Below are 18,593 nucleotides of genomic sequence, written 5' to 3' on the forward strand. Positions count from 1 at the left end.
CTTTTGTCCTCTATTATAGGCATCCTGGGTATATGCCTATACGCATCGCCTCTTGGATCGCTGCTAGAAACAAAATATGGCTTAGATTGGTTGTTCAAAGCACGTGGAGCAATTTCTCCGCCAAGTAACGTTGTTATCGTATCCATTGACAAACCCTCTGCGCAACAATTAAACATCGATATTTCCACAAAAGAATGGCCGCGAAATATCTCAAAATGGCCGCGGGACTTGCATGCGCAATTAATTAAAAACCTTTCGGAAGCAGGGGCCAGTCTTGTTGTTTTTGATGTAATATTTAATACTCCTAGCGATCAACTCGTGAATGATGAAAAGCTTGCCTCTGCAATGAAGGAATTTAATAATGTTTTTCTAATTCACAGACTTGATCGGAATGATTGTGAGAATGCTCCCAGCAAACTTCTGCGAAAAAATGTTCGCATTGTTGAAGAATGCGCCAATGCGCTTCTACCGCAATTTGCGGCGGCTGCAAAAGCATCCACACCTTTTCTTCTGGCAAGAACACGTCAAACGAGGGACTACTGGATTTTTAAGGAAAGCTCTGGAGATGCTCCAACAGCACCGACTATTTTATTACAAGCACTGGCCTTACCGCTGCACAATGATTTTGTTCGATTGATATCCGAAGCTGATCCAAGCCTTAAAGAAAATTCCTTTCTAAATACAAATCCGATCGCTTTGCCTTTACATGACTTAGCTTTAGATTTTAGAAATTTATTTATTAAAAATAAGCAGTTAACTGAGAATACACAACATGAGTTACATAAAAATTCCTTGCTGAACATTGTTCAGAAACAGCGGATTCAGACTTTACTGAATATCTATTCTGGCGAGAGCAGGCGATATTTAAATTTTTATGGCCCACCTAGAAGCATCCAAACTATCCCCTATTATCAAGCATTACAAGCCACCAAAAATACAGATCCCGATAAGCTTTTCAATAAATTTGATTTTCAGGGAAAAATTGTTTTTGTAGGTTTTTCGGCAGCGACTTATAACGAACAAGATATTGGCAGAGATGATTATTACACAGTATTCTCGGATCCAAATGGCTTCAATACCAGCGGTGTCGAAATTATTGCGACAGCTTTTGCGAATTTGTATGAGAACAAATCTATCCAGTCGTTTCACTATACTGCCAATTTTGCAATACTATTCATATATGGCTTTATGATCAGCATGACATTGCTGTTATCACGTCATCGAGTATCATTTGTTAACAAAATCATTGCAACTGCTATCGTTATCTCAGTTTATTGGCTTTATGCGTATTCTTTATTTAAAGTGACTGCTACCTGGTTACCACTTCTTACTCCATTGTTACAAACAGCGATTGCTTTAATAGCAATTTTATTTTTTAAGCTATTTGATAGCCAACAAAGAGCAAGAGAATTTGAGTTACAGTTAAAAACAATACGTAATTTTTTCGGCTCAACATTTCCGAATAGCGCACTCGAAAAAGCGATTGGAAATAATCAAGATGAACAAGGTATCTACGGCTGCTGCCTAAATACCGATATCGAAAGTTATACAACAATCGCGGAACCACTAGAGCCCAAGCTATTGAGAGAACGGCTAAACGAATATCACGGTCTTCTTAAGGCTCCTATAGTCTCTCAAAATGGACATGTCATGGATATGCACGGCGATTCGATGCTCGCTGTCTGGATCGCCAATACTAATGATGACACACAAGCACGAATCAAAGCTTGCCAAGCATCGCTTGATATCGCCATGGCTATTGAACAATTCAATCACCAATCACACGAACATATGGCTTCAATGCCCACGAGATTTGGACTTCATTTTGGGGAAATGTCTTTACGAAGAGAGCAAGGTTCTTATAATGTAGTCGGCGATGTTGTTAATACATCGAATCGTATCCAAGACTCAAATAAGCTATTTAAAACACGCATATTGATATCTGGAGAAATCAACAAAGGATTAGATGGTTTTCTTATCCGTCCATTAGGCTTAAATTACTTGCGGGGTCGGATGCATCCTATAGGTCTTTACGAATTGATCAATTACAAACATTTAGCAACCTCCGATCAATTATTATTATGTGAAATCTTCAAAGAAGCCTTCATGCATTATGAATCACAGAATTGGAGCTTAGCAAAACAGTATTTTTCAGAAACATTAAAAGCTTTTCCACACGATGGACCAGCACAATATTTTATAAAGAACTGCCAAACTCAACTCTCTTCCAAGGGGTAACGTTATCCTTGGAAAACCATCCTTAAATTTAAATACTAGCTCCGACAATGGTCATAACATCGACCGCTTCTAAATTTAAGAGCTGCGCAATTTCTTCATAATCATCAGGTAATGCTGCATCATCCCAGCCATTAGCAGAGTGCCTAGCCAGATTCACTGCAAGAATCACGTTGCGAACCCTTTGTTGGTCTTGATTGTTGTCATCGGTCAATGCAATGAGCAGTTCAGGGAGTTCCCATTTAGTAGCGAGTTCTAATTGCAATTGATTAAGAGTAAACCCTAGGATATTTTGTTGCGCTGCAGCGCTCCTCATTGATTTATCTTTAATTTGCAGTTGTTTGATTTGTAACATTTCCTTCGGTGAGAAACACCACATTAATATCTCCGCAATATCATGCAAAAACGCCGCAATACGAATTTCTTCATAATGCAAATCGTGTAACCGAACGGCCCAATCAAAAGCATACTTTGAAGCAATATTGGCACGATGAACGGTTTTAAGTAGATAAACCAAAGCGGATGTGTTACTGCTTTGAGTCAAGATTTCTTCAACTAGAGGCTGAGCAGGTACTTGTTCAAGTGTCGTTTCCAATCCGAGCATCAATGCAATTTGTTCAACTTCAAACACATCGTGCTTTTGTGAGAGATGCTTATGTGATTGCATATATCGCAATAACTTTACCATCATAAAAGGATCATTTTTGACTATTTGGGCAAAAGCACGCGCATTCATATGTTGTGCATCTTGCTGGAATTTAGAGAGACTACGAGCTGTTTGCTTAAGGACGGGAATTTCAGCAAAAGTAAGAAAATCGACCCATTCTGATAATTTTCTTGGCTTATCTTGAGACATACTGAACTCCTAATATTGAATAACTTATCAAATCCTACGACACTCCTTAATCAATATTTAGGAAACAATGTCTTATAAATCCCTAGTTAGTCAATTTGCCGTTTAACATTTCCAACACTGCACCAATTCTCGTATATCGAATCCGTGTAATTCCCCCATTATTCACTTTGATCAGATAGAGATTTTTAGGAGAAATATCAAGTATTTGAGCAATAATGGCACGAATAACACCAGCATGAGTCACTATCAACACATGATTATTTCGATGACGTTCGACAATTTCTTGATAAGCAAGGCTGACTCGATCAATAAAATCACCTAGAGGTTCAGCACCGTCCGGACGTTGCTTGACCGGATCACCGATAAAGGCGCTATACTCTGCGGCACGATCAATTTTTACAGCATCATGACTCAACCCTTCCCACACACCGAAGCCTACTTCTTTAAAACGCGACTCGACCGTTACGTCAATCCCGTAACGCTCCCCTAATTCATGCGCAAATACTTGGCAACGTTGCAGCGGTGACGTAATAATATGATCCCATGTATTACATGCCCCAACTCCGCTCCACATTTGGGACCAACCTTTTTCAGTTAGTGGGTCATCAATAGCATAACCGCGGTAGCGATGCCCGCCGACTGGTTCTCCGTGACGAATCAAATCAATTATGGTACTAGGCATAACAATTCCAAGACACCCATGAATAACAAAGAAAATTTACTCTTGGAATCGAGCGAAGTTCCCTAGTTTAACAGTTCGGTCATTCGTTTTACTGGCAACACTGCGCGCAATTTTAACGTACTCAGCATACTCTAATTCATCTTCTTCATGGATCGGTGCAGACATAACGAAATCCGCATGACGGCGCGCCTCTTTCGCTTGGCCTTCGTCATATAATAGGTCGGCATAAAAGGCCCTAGTAATGACATCTTTAGGAAATAATTCATACGCTCGTTGTAAATGCATCAGCGCTTTCTGGTTACTACCGAAACTAACTGGAAAACCAGGAAGCAAATGATAAATACGACCCAATGCACGATGCGCACCCGCATTCTCATAAGTTTCATCCAACATAATAACTTTCAATAGCAGTCCTTCCATAGACCGTATTAAACGTAACGCATTGAGCATACCGCTATCTTCCGCTATTTTCCCCATCGTAACCGCCTTCCAGAAAAGACCTCGAACATCATTAGCATTCAGTGCAAGTGCCCGATTAGCAGTGGCAATACAGTTTTCAAGCAACTCCATCCGACGCTGCTTATTTACTTCAAGCTGTGCACGCATATACTCTAAGCGTGAAAGTTCAGCGATAGCCTCAGAATCCTTTGACTCTTGCGTTAAACCCCGCAACCACTGAATCGTTTCGAGCAATAAAGGTGTATCAACAGCATAACGCCATGCTGCCCATTCGATCTTTTGTTTGTTTTCAGGTGTCAATAAGGTTGCCGAGGATTGTGCATTACCGACTGGAATCCACAAAGAATAAAATAACCCAATAAAAGCAAAGGTATATTTTAGAATATGCAATGATTCTTTCATAGCTTTGATAAAAATAAACGTGTCATCGAATCAATCACTCAATAAAATGCAGCCTTGAATGGCTATTCTACGATATATGTTCATTATGTCGAGAGATTTCATTTATACTGAAAAAGGAGGGCTCACAAACTCCCCAAGTAATTAATATTCGTTTAATCGAATGTCTTACTGAAAAATTCATACATTATCGCATCAATATACTGGTTTTTATCTTTTCAAAGATATGCGCTGCCAGTGTAACAATCAGTATTCAGCTTTGCTGCTTCAGTATACCTATTTATTTTGTGGCTTCAAATCCATCCACACTCGCATATTATTACGATCTGCCAAAATTAAAAGACTGAGATAAAATCCACTAATTATCTCCACGCATCACTGCAAGCCAATGTAAGTTTATAACCTAGACCTCATCTTCGCTGCACTGATCGATTAAGAAACTTTTCTATCTTCAACCAATAACACGCGCATCCGACAACTATCTTTGATTGATAATACAACCACACCAGATTGCCGCAGTCTTTCCCTACCGAATCAATTCATTTTGTTTAAGCGATATACAAGCAAGAAATCACAAGAATTACGCAATCAATTGATTAATATATATTTACTCATGACGCGATAACAAATTGCGAGTCCTCGGAAATGCCACTATCGATATTATCAGTAAACTTCAGGAATTTTCTCTTAGCTTTGAAACGGAAAAACCACTCTATTCATAGATTACAGTTTGCAAATCAAATGAATAATTCACGATCACCAATGACATGCAACAACATTTCTTTAACAAAATAAATAACAAAGAGATAATCAACTTGTTCTACGCCAAGAATGATGTCATCAAAAATTTACCGCACCTCGTCCGGCAGGAATTTCTGGGTTAGAATGAGCCAGATACTCTTTTGAAGGATGCGGTTCCTCACAAACGCCACATTTTCATGGACAGTAACTCATAAACCATATAAATAATCTGCGGAAAAACCCTTACTCATGATCAAATGGATCTTAGTCATCACGATTCTAGCCCTCATTGTACTTTCATCCCGTTTCAGGAGATTTGCAGTAATATTCATCTTGATAGCATCAATCCTGGGTATATCGTTATGGCAATATCAAGAATATGAGAGAAACAAATCGAAAAGCAGTATTCTTCCTTCAGAATTGACTCTACAAAATATGGAATTCAAGCCTTTGGATAAGAATCACGAATTCCAAATGACAGGCCTAATCATCAACAACTCCGAGAAATATACTTTAAAGAGCATTACACTGACCGTAACAACGCAAGAATGCAATACCGATCGAACTAACTGCTTGACTGTTTCGGAGCAACAAGAAAATGTGTACATTACAGTACCGCCCCATCAAGCAAGATATTTTAAGAAAGATATCTATTTATATTCCAATCAAGATGTTAAAAATGATCTTATCTGGGGCCATTCGATTCGCTATGCGATTTCGGAGTAATCGCCATGCTGTAATCGCCTCACCATTTTAAGCAGATTTTGCTGACTGAAGGATTAATCTAGAAACCACGTTATCCACAGCCTTTTTGCATTCCTTTGTTTGATATACTGTTTGATTTGCAAGTGGGTCAATCGTCATGTCGACAGTCAAAGTGGAATTTAAGAACCTACAGGGCGATCTCCTGTCCGGTTTATTGGAAACACCTTCAAGTGAAACTCAAGCATATGCGCTATTTGCCCATTGCTTCACATGCTCTAAAAATAGCCTAGCTGCAGCAAGAATTGCTAAAGCCTTGGCAGATCAGGGAATAGCAGTTCTACGTTTTGATTTCACTGGAATAGGTAATAGCGAAGGAGATTTTTCGGATACCAATTTTTCTTCCAATTTAGAAGATCTAATAGCTGCTGCTGACTATCTTGAGCAACACTATGCAGCTCCAGAATTGCTGATTGGACACAGCCTTGGCGGCGCAGCAGTGCTCGCCGTTGCTCAAAAACTCCCATCTGTCAAAGCAGTATCCACTATTGGTGCGCCAGCAACCGCCCAGCACGTTCAGCATATTTTTCCTGATGGTTATGAAAAATTAAAAGAGCAAGCTTCAATTCAGGTAAAACTTGGCGATCAGCGTTTTAAAATTCACCAGCAGTTTTTTACAGATTTAGAAAATTATAACTCCGTAGCATATATCGAGAAGCTTAGAAAGGCCCTGCTAATATTCCATTCTCCGCTGGATAATGTCGTTTCCATTGATGAAGCTGCGAGAATTTATAGTGCAGCAAAACACCCCAAAAGCTTCGTGTCGCTTGACCAAGCCGACCATTTGCTTACACGACCAGAAGATTCGAGTTATGTCGCCGTTGTTTTGGCTTCGTGGGCCAGTCGCTATTTGACACAATCGGCTGATGCTCGGTCAGAAAATTCAACAGTCACTGCAATTGAACCGGGAACTGTGATTATTCGTGAATATGACAAAAAATTCACTCGTGAAATCCTAACACAGCACCATCGATTAATCAGTGACGAACCGATAGCAGTGGGAGGGTCTGATTTAGGATTGAATCCATATGAATTATTGTTGTCTGCATTGGGGAGTTGTACATCGATGACTTTGCGTATGTATGCCAATCACAAAAATATAGATCTTCAAGATATTCAGGTTGAGCTTCGCCATAACCGTGTACACACTGAGGATTGTATTAATTGCGATAAAGCTTTGAACATGATTGATATAATTACGCGAAAAATCACTCTAAAAGGGGAATTGGATCAACAACACCGTAAGCGTCTACTGGAGATTGCCAATCGTTGCCCAGTACACAAAACGTTACAAAATAAAATTCAAATTAATACTGAGTTAGCCAACTAATCACACAAAAATGCCAGTTGATCACGATATAGAAAAACAGCGCATTGATAAATGGCTTTGGGTCGCGCGTTTTTTTAAAACACGTTCACTCGCATCGGAAGCGGTTGAACGTGGACGCATCACACTCAATGGAGACCGAATTAAACCAGCCAAGCAAATCTCATCAGGTGATATTCTGATAGTACGTATCGAGAGTTATTCCTACGAAATTAAAGTATTAGGATTATCCGGCCAGAGAAAATCCGCGATGGAAGCCCAGAAACTCTACCTTGAAACGGATACGAGTCGAGAACAAAGAGAATTATTATCGGCCCGTCTAAAAGCACAACCACCACTATTTTATAACAAAGGGCGACCCACTAAGCGTGACCGGCGTGACATAGAGCGATTTTTTACAAATCAAGAGGATACTTAAATTGTGCAGATCCAGCGAAGAACGCAATTATTCAAACAAATCTCATTTTTAATATAAACCCAACTATATGATGGAAAATAAAACCTTTAATTTGAGCAAAGATGAATTAATGCAACAATCATTTGCACAAATGGATGTACACCTGCAAAACGCACATTATAGTCAAGCGCAAAAATTAGCATTAACTTGCCGTATTTTATTTGATAATGGCCATGATTCTGGGCTGGCTGGACAAATTACCGCGCGCGGTGAAATGCCAGGTACTTACCTAACGCAACGCTTGGGTTTAGGGTTTGACGAAATTTGTGCAAGCAATTTATTACTTGTCAACGAAGACTTGGAGGTTATTGAGGGAGATGGCATGGCTAATCCAGCCAACCGCTTCCATTCGTGGCTATATCGTGCCAGACCGGATGTACAGTGCATCATACACACGCATGCAATTCATGTCGCAGCGCTTAGCATGCTAGAAATTCCGTTAGAGATCTCACATATGGATAATTGCGTACTTTATGATGATATTGCTTTTTTACCCACTTGGCCTGGAGTTCCTGTGGGAAATAATGAAGGAGAATTAATTTCTCAGGCAATTGGGCATAAAAAAGCGCTTTTACTTGCACACCATGGATTATTAATTGCTGCCTCGAGTATTGAAGAAGCATGCATATTAGCACTCGCTTTTGAAAGAGCAGCTCGAATGCAACTATTAGCTACAGCTGCCGGAAAGATTCAACCTATAGATCCAGAGTTAGGACAAGAAGCACGTGATTGGATTTTGCGTGGACAACGTTGCGCGGTAAGCTTTGCTTATTATGCACGACGTAGTTTGCGTAAAAATATAGAATGTTTAGACTAAAGCTCTCTTTGAAATGAAATAAATTAGCAGCGAAGACGAGACGTATTTATATTTCGATAATAAAGAATTGTTTGTACCGATAGAACGTTTCGGTTAGAATTCCTCGTTCCCAGGCGCGTAGCTCAGTTGGTTAGAGCACCACCTTGACATGGTGGGGGTCGTTGGTTCGAGTCCAATCGCGCCTACCAAATCAAATTCCGCAGCAATCCAAGATCATCCATAAGCCCGTTTAAATACGGGGGTTTTTATTGTTTTAGCATCCGTAATAATCCGCAACGATTCTATTGCATCCAGTATCAAGTGGGGGTATAAATATGGGGTACATCTTAAAATATAAGAAACGATACCCCCAATGGATGTTGTAAATACCACCAGTCAAGGATCTGAAGGAAGGACTAGCAAGTCAGACCTTACTGATACTGCTATTCGTAATGCCAAACCCGGAGATAAACCCCGAAAGCTGGCAGACAAAAAAGGGCTGTTTCTGCTTATTCATCCAAATGGATCTAAGTATTGGCGATTGAAATATCGATATGGGGGCAAAGAAAAGATGCTTGCCCTTGGTGTTTATCCCGATGTTGGTTTAAGAGAAGCACGCGATCGTAGAGATGAAGCACGTAAGCTGCTGGCTAATGGGGTTGATCCAGGCATTGTCAAGAAGCAGTCAAAGCAATCAATCAGAGAATCTATTGAAAACAGTTTTGAAGCAATAGCCAGAGAATGGTTTGCGAAATATTCTACTGGATGGAGTAGTGAACATAGTGAGAAAACCATACGACGTTTGGAACGCGATATTTTCCCATGGATTGGCGGTCGACCAATTGCAGAAATAACCGCCCCTGAATTGTTAACTGTGGTGCAGAGGATAGAAAATCGGGGCGCATTAGAAACTGCCCACCGTGCACTGGGAAGCTGCGGGAAGGTATTTCGCTATGCTATATCTACTCAGCGCGCTGTGCGTGATCCATCGGCGGATTTACGAGGCGCATTACCACCGTTTAAGAGTAAGCATCATGCCAGCATTACTGATCCTAAAGCTATCGGTGAATTGCTGCGAGCCATACAAGGATATAAAGGTTCATTTGTTACTAGGTGCGCTCTGCAGCTCGCACCATTACTTTTTATTCGACCCGGAGAATTGCGCCGGGCCGAGTGGTGTGATTTTGATTTAGATGCATGTGAATGGAGAATTCCGGCACTTAAAATGAAAATGAAAGCTGTCCACATCGTGCCACTCTCTAAACAATCTATTTACATCCTTAAGGAATTACATTCATTTACAGGGCATGGCCGCTATTTATTTCCAAGCGTTAGAACACCTGATCGATCATTGTCAGAAAATACCGTGAATGCTGCTTTACGTCGACTAGGATATGAAAAGGATCAGATGACAGGACATGGTTTTAGAAGTATGGCCAGTACAATACTGAATGAACAAGGCTGGAATTTTGATGCTATTGAACGTCAGCTTGCTCACTCCGAACGCAATACAGTTAGGGCAGCATATAACTATGCTGAGTATTTACCTGAACGTAGGAAGATGATGCAGCACTGGGCTGATTATCTTGAGTCACTACAAATTGGCGCTTCAATCATTCCAAAGCTCCTTACATAACTAGTTTTCTCGACCACAAAGAAATCACAAGCATTTGATTTACATATATCGACAATGAACGAAAAAGCTCGAAAACATAGTTGTATAGGGGAATTTTTCAACGTTCAGTAAATTGGCTTGATTTTCTGAATCACTACTTTTTTATTCCACCCCTTCATTTTTTAGTAGGGCAAGTAGGGCGGAGTCCTTGAAACCATTATCATTGCTTGATTATAGCCGCCCTACTTTTTCAAAGTTACCACCTAAAGCAGTAGGGCGTGCCCTACTTTTAGAGGAGATTCTTGGATTTTTCTCTTATATTACTCTCCTGTTTTTAGTGATTCCGGTATCGATTCAGGCTTATTTAACGAGATCCTTGCAAAATCCCATTTCTTAAATGCTTAAAAATTTCTTTTTGAATTGCAGTATAAAAACACATCTCTTTGATCGATCTCTCGATCCACATTAACAACACAATTAGTACATTTTTTAGCATTGACTAGTACAAATGTTCCTAGGATTAGGAGTTCTGAAGCATTATTATGACTCCCCCGGATTTTTCTTTGACTTTCATTCCATTTGCAACGTGGAGGGTCGTATGTGCAACCTATGTAACAGGATTTGGGCTATCTTCATTCTTTTTGTGGATTTGAATCGCCCCGAGTTTTGAGGAGGCTCTAAATCTTGAGAGAATGGAGCCATGAACAAATCAAATAAATTTTCCCCCGAAGTCAAAGAACGAGCAGTTCGTCTGGTGCAAGAGCATCGCAGTGAGTATTCTTCGCTGTGGGCAACGATAGAATCGATAGCGCCGAAGATTGGCTGCACACCGCCGACATTGCATGATTGGGTAAAGAAGCATGAGATCGACACAGGCCTGCGAGATGGCATCACCAGTGAAGAGCGTCAGCATATCAAAGCACTGGAACGTGAAGTCAAGGAATTACGTCGCGCCAATGAAATTCTGAAACTGGCCAGTGCTTTTTTCGCCCAGGCGGAGCTCGACCGCAAACTCAAATCCTGAGGTCATTCATCGATCGGCATCGCGACACCCACGGGGTCGAGCCGATCTGCAAGGTATTGCAGGTTGCCCCGTCAGGATATCGACGTCACGCTGTCGAGCTGCGTAATCCGGCATTGCGCTGTGCCCGAGCTATTCGCGATGATGAGCTGATGCCGCAGATACAACGAGTCTGGCAGGTCAACCTGCAGGTTTATGGTGCCAACAAGGTATGGCGGCAACTCAAGCGCGAAGGGATGCTGGTAGCTCGCTGCACAGTAGAACGGCTGATGAAACGGTTGGGGCTGGAAGGTGTGCGGCGCGGCAAGATTGTCCGCACGATAGTTCCTGACAGGGGGCTGCCATGCCCACTGGATCGCGTGAACCGGCAATTCAAGGCGGATCGCCCAAACCAGTTGTGGGTGTCGGATTTTACTTATGTTTCCACCTGGCAAGGTTGGCTATATGTCGCGTTCGTCATCGACGTGTTTGCCCGGTACATCGTGGGTTGGCGCGTCAGTTCCAGCATGCACACGGACTTCGTACTGGATGCACTGGAGCAGGCTTTATACGCTCGGCAACCGGAGCTAGGTGCCTTGACTCATCACAGCGACAGGGGTTCCCAGTATGTTTCTATCCGTTATACGGAGCGGCTTGTCGAGGCTGGAATAGAACCGTCAGTAGGAAGCCGTGGCGATAGTTACGACAACGCACTGGCCGAAACGATTAATGGGCTGTACAAGGCTGAATTGATTCACAAACGAGGGCCTTGGAAAAACAGGGAATCTGTTGAATTGGCGACGTTAAACTGGGTATTCTGGTTCAATCGCCAGCGTTTGCTGGGATCTATCGGCTATATACCGCCGGAAGAAGCTGAGGCACAATACTACCGGCAGTTAGCCAACTCGGATTCTGCCAGTGTTACTTAAACCAAATAGCCTCCACAGAATCCGGGGCGATTCAGATTTGTCCGCACGACTACTTCACACCATCGCTAAACTTCACACCTAATAAACCCAATAACTGGGTTGATGCGTCCGGTATCACTGAATAAAATATTTCAATAAATCATTGAATATCAAATGATTGTGATGTGTTGTGCTTCTGTCATTAACACTGTCTGAGGCTAGAACGAGGATCACCTTCCAATGGAGACTTGCGATATGAAAACTTTCTTTGCTTTTTTATCGATGCTACCGCTCATCGCTGCTTGTTCCGGGCCAAGCAAGGGGCAACTGGACGACGAAGTGAGGCGGCTTTGCGCCATTGATGGCGGAATTAAGGTGTATGAGACGGTGAAATTGCCAGCGGGAAGATTTGATAAGTATGGGCAAATACGAATTCCGTACAAGGAAATTGTTGGGCCGGGTGATAGGTATTTCTACGAATCGTCTCAGAAATTCCTTGTTGAAGGTAATCCAGCAATGTGGCGAAACCATTATAAGGTGTTTCGAATATATGACAACAAGATTCTTGGAGAATCAGTTAGTTATGCAAGACGCGGCGGAGATCTTCCAGGTCCTTGGCATGGCACATCGTTTGGATGCCCTGAGAAGGCAAGTATTATTTATTTGAATATGCAGATATTTATTAAAGAATAAGGAAAAAACTATGAATCGACAGGTCGATTATTTTAAACAAGCAGAGTTAGCATTAGCGACATATGCAAGTCTACTTACGGAGATCCCTGATCCAGATGAATTGAAGAGAGTAGATTTTTCTGATTCTCAAGCTACTAATTTCTCCAACACCTACCGCGTAGTAACCCAATACAACGATCCAGCCATTGGCCTATCAGCAACAGTTTTCGCAGATAACGTAACTGAGGAAACTTTCCTTGCCATCCGTGGCACCGAAATCACCGATCCAGGTGACATATTTGCTGGTTTACCGATTGCAATCTTCGGCACCACGGTATTGCAGCCACAGTATGCTAGCCTTAAAACCCAAGTTCAAGCCTGGTTAAGCGATGGCACGTTGAAGCCAACGTTCACGGTTACCGGCCACAGCCTGGGCGGTTTTCTGGCCACAGGTCTCGTTGATGACCCTGCATTTGCCAGTCACATTTCGCACGCCTATCTTTATAATGCACCGGGAACAGGCGGCATCGTGGGTTCGTTTGCGGACACATTACTGGGATTCATGGGGCTATCACCATTGGGCGACTCCTCCAAAATCAGTAATATCGAAGCCGCAATCGGTGCAAACCCGATTGCCGGATTAGGTTTCAACGCTGCTCCGCCGATCGACATCATCATTGAAAACCAAACCCAAATCAGCGGCTCACCCCCTTCCAAAAACCACAGCCAACAGGCGCTGACCGATGCTCTAGCAGCTTATAACGCCTATTCCAAGCTAACGCCCTCCTTGGCACAGAGCCAACTGAATGACTTGATCGATGCTTTTGGCACCACGGAAAACATAACTTCTAATGGCAGAACCCTAGAATCCGCGCTGGATGCGCTGTATTTCATTGCTTCAACAGACAACGAAACCAAGATGAAAATCGAATGGAGGCTTGCTGCATGAAAACACTGCTTGTGATTTTATTTACGTTGCTACTTGTTGCTGCTTGTGTCGGGCCAAACAAAGCTCAACTGGATGCTGAGGTGGATCGCTTATGCGCCATCGATGGGGGTATTCGGGTGTATGAAACGGTGGCATTGCCGGCGGATAAGTTCAATAAATGGGGAGAAATCAATTTTTACAAACCCACCCAGAAAATCGAAGATACGTTAGGTCCGGAATATATCTATCAATGGGATATGCATTACTACAGAAAAGGTGATCCTTTTAGTCAAGGTGCTCAAGAAGTAGTTATGAAACGAGACCATATCCAGGTTTTTCAAAGATCCAGTGTGAAATTATTAGGTGAGCTGATTATGTATCACCGTGTTGGCGGTGATTTACCTGGCCCATGGATGCCTTCTTCATATCATTGTCCTGATAAATCAGTAGCAAGAGAATTTATTCTGTTAAATCGCATTTTTGTTAAGTCTATGGTGAAAAAAGAGAAATGAGTAATATTAATGTAGGGGCTGTAGTAGATCAGCTTAAATTTGAGTCCAATTTTTCAATATTTTTAGTTGATGTTTAGGTGTTCCATAGTTGAATCTAAATTCACATTCTTTAAGAAAAGATGGAAATGACTCTTTGGGAATTCCATTGTATTTTCTTAAAACACGTTTGGCCTGATTCCAAAAATTCTCAATCCCATTAATGTGATTCTTGCCTTGCGCAAATAACGTGGAATGATTAATCCGTTCATGGTAGAAGTGGCTCACATCAAGCGCATTGTAACTGCGATAACAATCTGTATAAACTACGCTGTCAGGTGCTATTTTTCTGGTTATCAGCGGCATAAGTGTTTCTGATTTAGTGTCGCCTACAACTTTTGTGTATACCTTACCACCACGCTTCAATATGCCGAACACAGCCACCTTACCAGCAGCTCCACGGCCACGTTTACCTTTACGAACGCCACCGAAATAGCTCTCATCCAACTCCACTATACCATCAAAGATTTCGTGAGATTCCCGCTCCAGATGATAAGCAATAACTTCACGTATTTTACGATAAAACAACGCGGCGCTATTGGGTTGTATTCCGAGTATATTGGCTGCTGATCTTGCTGTAACTTCCAGCACAAAATTCCAGTAACCTTAACTGTACTTTCCTTGATAATCTACAATGACTTATCTTCACTTGATTAGCTTAACAACTAAGCTAATCTACTACAGCCCCTGTTTTTATCTCTGGTTTTTTGCAAAAAATCCACCCAAATTCCTTAGAATTTCAACATTGGGTAGAGTTATTAAGAATTTGCAGCAGAAGTGCGTAGTTTTGCAGAGGCCTCTCTCTATACTCTAACAATTTGTAGCAACGGCTCAAAAGAGTATAACGCTGGCCTTCTTCCCGATGCCTCCTCTAATATGGTAATTAGTTTCTTTTCTAAAAGTATCCTTGTAAACCTTGCTGCACTAGGAGTAGGTATACCGCTTTTTGTTGTAAATTTATTGTTTCTAAATACGGGATAAGTAAAAATAAAATCTAATGCGCTAACACTCCATTTAGAAGCTAGAGCATCTGAAAAAATTACTTTCATTTCTTCATATAATTTTTGGATATTTTCAGCAATAGTAAGATTCTTAATTGCTTGCTGTTCAACAGCCTCAAGAAAGAATGCACTCCAACTTTCCCAATCACCGTTTGAAGATACATTTCTCATCAAGTCTATATACAAATCCTTATGCTCCTCCAGGTAGCCACTTATATAAAAATGTGGAGCTGATATTGTCCCTGTTGACCACAGCATTAAAGTAATCAACATGCGCCCGATACGTCCATTGCCATCCTTAAATGGGTGTAGAGCTTCAAATTCGATATGAGCCACTGCTGTCTTGACTAATATTGGGTGGTTGCTTTGTCCTATATATTCAAACAACTTATCAAGCCCTTCCTGCAATCTCTCGGGGCTGATGGGTATAAATAGAATGTTCTTCTTTACCTTATCAGCCAGATAGTTTTGCTCATTTTTAAATTCACCAGGTGATGCTGAAGCTCCGCGTCCAAAAGAAAGTAATTGCTGGTGAATAGATTTGATAAGTGATTGCGATAATGGATAACCGTTTTCTATTGATCGCTGAGCAGCTTGCAACGCAATCCGATAAAGATAAGTTTCAATAACCTCCGATCTCACAGAATGGGTATTTTCAATACCATCAGTGTGATCTGCCTCATATTTCAGAATCTCATCCAAAGTACTTACTGTACCTTCCATTCTGGAAGATATAATAGCCTCTTGATTTCTTAGCGGTGCAAGCAATATCTCACTATTGTGCATATTTTTCAGCATTTGATCGTAACGAGCTATTGCGGCTGTTGCTTTTAGAATGGGATCTATAAACTTAGTATAATCAAGTTTATTGGGTGGGAACTTATCGTAATGGTAGTTAACAGCATTAGCCAGATTAAACTGCATGGATCTCACTCATTAGTTTGAAGTTAATAATTAACCCAATATTAGTCACAAACAAGATAGACATCAATATTTTTGTTATTTTGATACTCAAACAGCGTAGACATTAAGTAATTCATCACAAACCTATTTGAATATCATATTTCTCTTATTCTGATATACAATACGTGAGGATTCATATTATTCATTGCAACCCATTAAAATCATTCTTTATTATTTCTACTGAAAAATTACTCGCTTTTTGAAAAGCACCTCCTTGTTTTTCGTATTGATTACCTAATATTTGAGCAATCCCAATCTTGACTTCAAATGTAAGAAAACGCTTCGGAGAATTTGTGTGTAGTGAAAAAACTTTGCACCCCTAAGCTATCTGCTGGCTTTCGCCCGCGATACCATATTCTTTACGGCGGTTGTCATGTTAACCGGAACAAGCTTGGTATCTTTATGAGCATTCTGGAACACCCTGAAGACTTCATCCGCGAAAGCTTGTCCAATTTCTTCAATACCGTCAAAGTCGAGAACTACCGTTTTGAATTTCTCAAAACGAAAAATCAGTCTTTTAGCTTGCGATCTTGATATCAGCTTTTCACCTTCATATTGCCCCAATCTCACGGGAACGATTGTTTTCGCGAATGTATATTCTTCGGGCGCTGCAAACTTGTCGAAGATTTCCTTGATTGTTCGTGTGGCGCCGTTTGCCAACCGCATCACAACGAGCGTACCGGGCGCATTCTTTGGCCGTTCGATCAACATATCGTCTAGCCCATCCTCATGCATGAAATGAAGGCTTCCGGATCGAATATCAAAAAGATCAAATACTTTACTGGAGAAAAAAATTCCTTCTCCGGAATGGTTTGCCGGGTCTGTTGTGAACTTACCCTTTGCCAGTTCTAAAATTGCTTCGCGTGGATCATACAAATCAAGAGCTTTCTGAATTTTATTGAAAATGCCCTCGCCATCATCGGCAACCCAAGCTTGCGTATATAAGGCGTTTCTCACACCCCAAATTGAAATCGTATTCGCGCCGGAATGATCGATTGCATTATTAACCATTTCAGTAAAACCATAGCGCCAAATATCCCTGACGTTATCGGGAAAATCTCTGACCAATGGTGCAAACAACGATGACCAAACAACATCTTCACGTAAGCCCTTTCTATTGTATTCCTGATGCACCCGGCGCAATTCTGCAAGCGTATATTCAACACCCCGTCCAACCCCATGCTTCACGATCAACCCGCTCGTGACAGCTTTACGCAATCTTGCGCTTGCCGCTTGCCGCGATATGCCCAAAGCATTGGCAAGTTTTTCAGAAACACTCTTTCCGCTATCAGAAATAAGCTTCAATAGTGTGTGCGTGGTTTCATCGATTTTCATTTGCCATATTAGTGTAAAGATTATTTGAATTAATTGTAAACTTTATGGCAAATAAATGTAAAGATTGAATAGGGGAAATGTAAAGCACATAGAAAATTTTTTGACTCGAAAACTTGAATTGCCCTGTAGAATATTTTAATCACTCCATAGTTCGACGGAACGAAAAGCGGATACCTTCAATCGCCTTGGGGTGACCTATCTTGAAGGATGCACTTTTGAAGGGAGTGTTTATGGCATATCTTAACGATAGTATTGACGTCATCACTGATGAATCAATGATTTTCATGTTTGATAGGTTGCCTGATCTAACTTCGTTAGAAAGATTTGGGTGCTTAACAATGGCGCAATGTGCTTCATTGATATGCTTTCATAGCGATATTGGAAAATCAGCTCCTACTGAAGTTGTTGGAACATACGTGATGCTTGCTTGTAAAGACGCTGCATCGGGGGAATTGCAAATCTTGAATCCTGATACGCTGCTTCCTTGGTCAGAATATTTAAAAATGATTAAATCGGGAATGTATAGTGATGACAACGAATTGCAAGCACCTCTGCCTACTCTTGGATGGCTGGTTCGTCTTGATGAATGCGAAAAGTGGTATCGATCTAAAGGTATCGAGATTGACCTATCGCACGTAAAACAAGAAATAAGCACGATAAAAAACCTTATTCAGCGCGAATCCCAAATTCACAAAGAAGAATTTCAAGGAATTGCGAGTGGGCAATGGAAAAATAATCCGAATCTTACGCAAGCAAAGATAATTGACTCCGATGAAATGGAATTTTATCGAAGGAATTACAGGGGAAAAAATACCCTTCGAGATTGGATTCGTGAAGTTGATCCAAGACCCAAAGAATCACGCCGTGGCGCACCAAAAAAATACCCGTCAATTTAGAAAAATGACATTT

General features: G+C 41.2%; 16 protein-coding genes, 1 tRNA gene, 1 pseudogene and 1 other annotated feature. Of the genes and pseudogenes, 12 read left to right on the top strand and 6 right to left on the bottom strand.

The window, feature by feature from the left end; genetic code table 11:
• Nucleotides 1–3 precede the first annotated feature (3 nt).
• On the top strand, nt 4–2,238 hold the full coding sequence (locus W03_RS09945) for a CHASE2 domain-containing protein (protein WP_244072891.1): 2,235 nt from the start codon (nt 4–6) through the stop codon (nt 2,236–2,238).
• A gap of 28 nt (nt 2,239–2,266) precedes the next feature.
• On the opposite strand, the gene W03_RS09950 is transcribed toward W03_RS09945, so the two are convergent.
• The 3 genes from W03_RS09950 to W03_RS09960 all read right to left on the bottom strand — a co-directional run bounded on the left by W03_RS09950 (nt 2,267) and on the right by W03_RS09960 (nt 4,634).
• Entirely contained in the window at nt 2,267–3,091 is an 825-nt protein-coding gene (locus W03_RS09950) for an HDOD domain-containing protein (protein WP_244072892.1), read from the bottom strand.
• An 82-nt stretch (nt 3,092–3,173) separates the two neighbouring features.
• Nucleotides 3,174–3,773 carry a histidine phosphatase family protein gene (locus W03_RS09955; RefSeq protein WP_244072894.1) on the bottom strand — a complete coding sequence of 200 codons (600 nt, stop codon included), beginning with the start codon at nt 3,771–3,773 and terminating at the stop codon, nt 3,174–3,176.
• A gap of 36 nt (nt 3,774–3,809) precedes the next feature.
• Nucleotides 3,810–4,634, bottom strand: a complete 825-nt coding sequence (locus W03_RS09960) for a TRAP transporter TatT component family protein (RefSeq protein WP_244072896.1) — start codon at nt 4,632–4,634, stop codon at nt 3,810–3,812.
• Nucleotides 4,635–5,705: 1,071 nt separating this feature from the next.
• On the opposite strand from W03_RS09960, the gene W03_RS09965 reads away from it, so the two are divergent.
• The 10 genes from W03_RS09965 to W03_RS10010 all read left to right on the top strand — a co-directional run bounded on the left by W03_RS09965 (nt 5,706) and on the right by W03_RS10010 (nt 14,349).
• On the top strand, nt 5,706–6,098 hold the full coding sequence (locus tag W03_RS09965; RefSeq protein ID WP_244072898.1) for a hypothetical protein: 393 nt from the start codon (nt 5,706–5,708) through the stop codon (nt 6,096–6,098).
• Nucleotides 6,099–6,234: 136 nt separating this feature from the next.
• Nucleotides 6,235–7,464: a bifunctional alpha/beta hydrolase/OsmC family protein gene (locus W03_RS09970; RefSeq protein ID WP_244072900.1), complete on the top strand. Its 1,230-nt coding sequence runs from the start codon at nt 6,235–6,237 to the stop codon at nt 7,462–7,464.
• A 10-nt stretch (nt 7,465–7,474) separates the two neighbouring features.
• Nucleotides 7,475–7,879, top strand: a complete 405-nt coding sequence (locus W03_RS09975; protein ID WP_244072901.1) for an RNA-binding S4 domain-containing protein — start codon at nt 7,475–7,477, stop codon at nt 7,877–7,879.
• Nucleotides 7,880–7,946: 67 nt separating this feature from the next.
• The gene (locus W03_RS09980; protein WP_244072903.1) at nt 7,947–8,735 is read left to right on the top strand and encodes an aldolase; all 789 of its coding nucleotides are present in this window, start codon (nt 7,947–7,949) and stop codon (nt 8,733–8,735) included.
• A 111-nt stretch (nt 8,736–8,846) separates the two neighbouring features.
• Nucleotides 8,847–8,923 (top strand) — tRNA-Val (locus tag W03_RS09985).
• A 164-nt stretch (nt 8,924–9,087) separates the two neighbouring features.
• Nucleotides 9,088–10,350, top strand: a complete 1,263-nt coding sequence (locus W03_RS09990) for an integrase arm-type DNA-binding domain-containing protein (RefSeq protein WP_244072911.1) — start codon at nt 9,088–9,090, stop codon at nt 10,348–10,350.
• Between the two features lie 679 nt (nt 10,351–11,029).
• Nucleotides 11,030–12,258 (top strand): IS3 family transposase gene (locus W03_RS09995; protein WP_375792707.1). Its coding sequence is split into 2 segments (ribosomal slippage): nt 11,030–11,321 and nt 11,321–12,258, totalling 1,230 coding nucleotides; the frame shifts between segments, so codons are not numbered across the junction.
• Nucleotides 11,308–11,424, top strand: a sequence feature (AL1L pseudoknot). It overlaps the preceding gene by 117 nt.
• Nucleotides 12,259–12,492: 234 nt before the next feature.
• On the top strand, nt 12,493–12,930 hold the full coding sequence (locus W03_RS10000; RefSeq protein WP_244072913.1) for a hypothetical protein: 438 nt from the start codon (nt 12,493–12,495) through the stop codon (nt 12,928–12,930).
• A gap of 10 nt (nt 12,931–12,940) precedes the next feature.
• A complete protein-coding gene (locus tag W03_RS10005) occupies nt 12,941–13,858 on the top strand; it encodes a hypothetical protein (protein ID WP_244072915.1) in 918 nt (305 codons plus the stop codon).
• Nucleotides 13,855–14,349: a hypothetical protein gene (locus tag W03_RS10010; RefSeq protein WP_244072918.1), complete on the top strand. Its 495-nt coding sequence runs from the start codon at nt 13,855–13,857 to the stop codon at nt 14,347–14,349. Before W03_RS10005 ends, W03_RS10010 begins: the two co-directional genes overlap by 4 nt.
• A 33-nt stretch (nt 14,350–14,382) precedes the next feature.
• Here the strand turns inward: W03_RS10010 and W03_RS10015 are convergent.
• The 3 genes and pseudogenes from W03_RS10015 to W03_RS10025 all read right to left on the bottom strand — a co-directional run bounded on the left by W03_RS10015 (nt 14,383) and on the right by W03_RS10025 (nt 17,684).
• Nucleotides 14,383–15,034 (bottom strand): annotated as a pseudogene (locus tag W03_RS10015) (IS1595 family transposase).
• 154 nt (nt 15,035–15,188) lie between these two features.
• Nucleotides 15,189–16,310 (bottom strand): Fic family protein, encoded by a 1,122-nt coding sequence (locus W03_RS10020; protein ID WP_244072920.1) that lies wholly within the window; start codon nt 16,308–16,310, stop codon nt 15,189–15,191.
• A 363-nt stretch (nt 16,311–16,673) separates the two neighbouring features.
• Nucleotides 16,674–17,684, bottom strand: a complete 1,011-nt coding sequence (locus tag W03_RS10025; protein ID WP_244072922.1) for an STAS-like domain-containing protein — start codon at nt 17,682–17,684, stop codon at nt 16,674–16,676.
• Between the two features lie 230 nt (nt 17,685–17,914).
• On the opposite strand from W03_RS10025, the gene W03_RS10030 reads away from it, so the two are divergent.
• Complete coding sequence (locus W03_RS10030; protein ID WP_244072924.1) at nt 17,915–18,580, top strand: hypothetical protein; 666 nt, start codon at nt 17,915–17,917, stop codon at nt 18,578–18,580.
• Nucleotides 18,581–18,593: the final 13 nt, after the last annotated feature.

The sequence above is a fragment of the Nitrosomonas sp. PY1 genome, assembly GCF_022836435.1.
Classification (GTDB): Bacteria; Pseudomonadota; Gammaproteobacteria; order Burkholderiales; family Nitrosomonadaceae; genus Nitrosomonas.

Excerpts from the sequence above, each read along its gene's own strand:
- W03_RS09950 (WP_244072892.1), bottom strand. The coding sequence starts at position 3,091 with ATGTCTCAAGATAAGCCAAGAAAATTATCAGAATGGGTCGATTTTCTT.
- W03_RS09955 (WP_244072894.1), bottom strand. The coding sequence starts at position 3,773 with ATGCCTAGTACCATAATTGATTTGATTCGTCACGGAGAACCAGTCGGC.
- W03_RS09960 (WP_244072896.1), bottom strand. The coding sequence starts at position 4,634 with ATGAAAGAATCATTGCATATTCTAAAATATACCTTTGCTTTTATTGGG.
- W03_RS09970 (WP_244072900.1), top strand. The coding sequence starts at position 6,235 with ATGTCGACAGTCAAAGTGGAATTTAAGAACCTACAGGGCGATCTCCTG.
- W03_RS09975 (WP_244072901.1), top strand. The coding sequence starts at position 7,475 with ATGCCAGTTGATCACGATATAGAAAAACAGCGCATTGATAAATGGCTT.
- W03_RS09980 (WP_244072903.1), top strand. The coding sequence starts at position 7,947 with ATGATGGAAAATAAAACCTTTAATTTGAGCAAAGATGAATTAATGCAA.
- W03_RS09990 (WP_244072911.1), top strand. The coding sequence starts at position 9,088 with ATGGATGTTGTAAATACCACCAGTCAAGGATCTGAAGGAAGGACTAGC.
- W03_RS10000 (WP_244072913.1), top strand. The coding sequence starts at position 12,493 with ATGAAAACTTTCTTTGCTTTTTTATCGATGCTACCGCTCATCGCTGCT.
- W03_RS10005 (WP_244072915.1), top strand. The coding sequence starts at position 12,941 with ATGAATCGACAGGTCGATTATTTTAAACAAGCAGAGTTAGCATTAGCG.
- W03_RS10010 (WP_244072918.1), top strand. The coding sequence starts at position 13,855 with ATGAAAACACTGCTTGTGATTTTATTTACGTTGCTACTTGTTGCTGCT.
- W03_RS10020 (WP_244072920.1), bottom strand. The coding sequence starts at position 16,310 with ATGCAGTTTAATCTGGCTAATGCTGTTAACTACCATTACGATAAGTTC.
- W03_RS10025 (WP_244072922.1), bottom strand. The coding sequence starts at position 17,684 with ATGAAAATCGATGAAACCACGCACACACTATTGAAGCTTATTTCTGAT.
- W03_RS10030 (WP_244072924.1), top strand. The coding sequence starts at position 17,915 with ATGGCATATCTTAACGATAGTATTGACGTCATCACTGATGAATCAATG.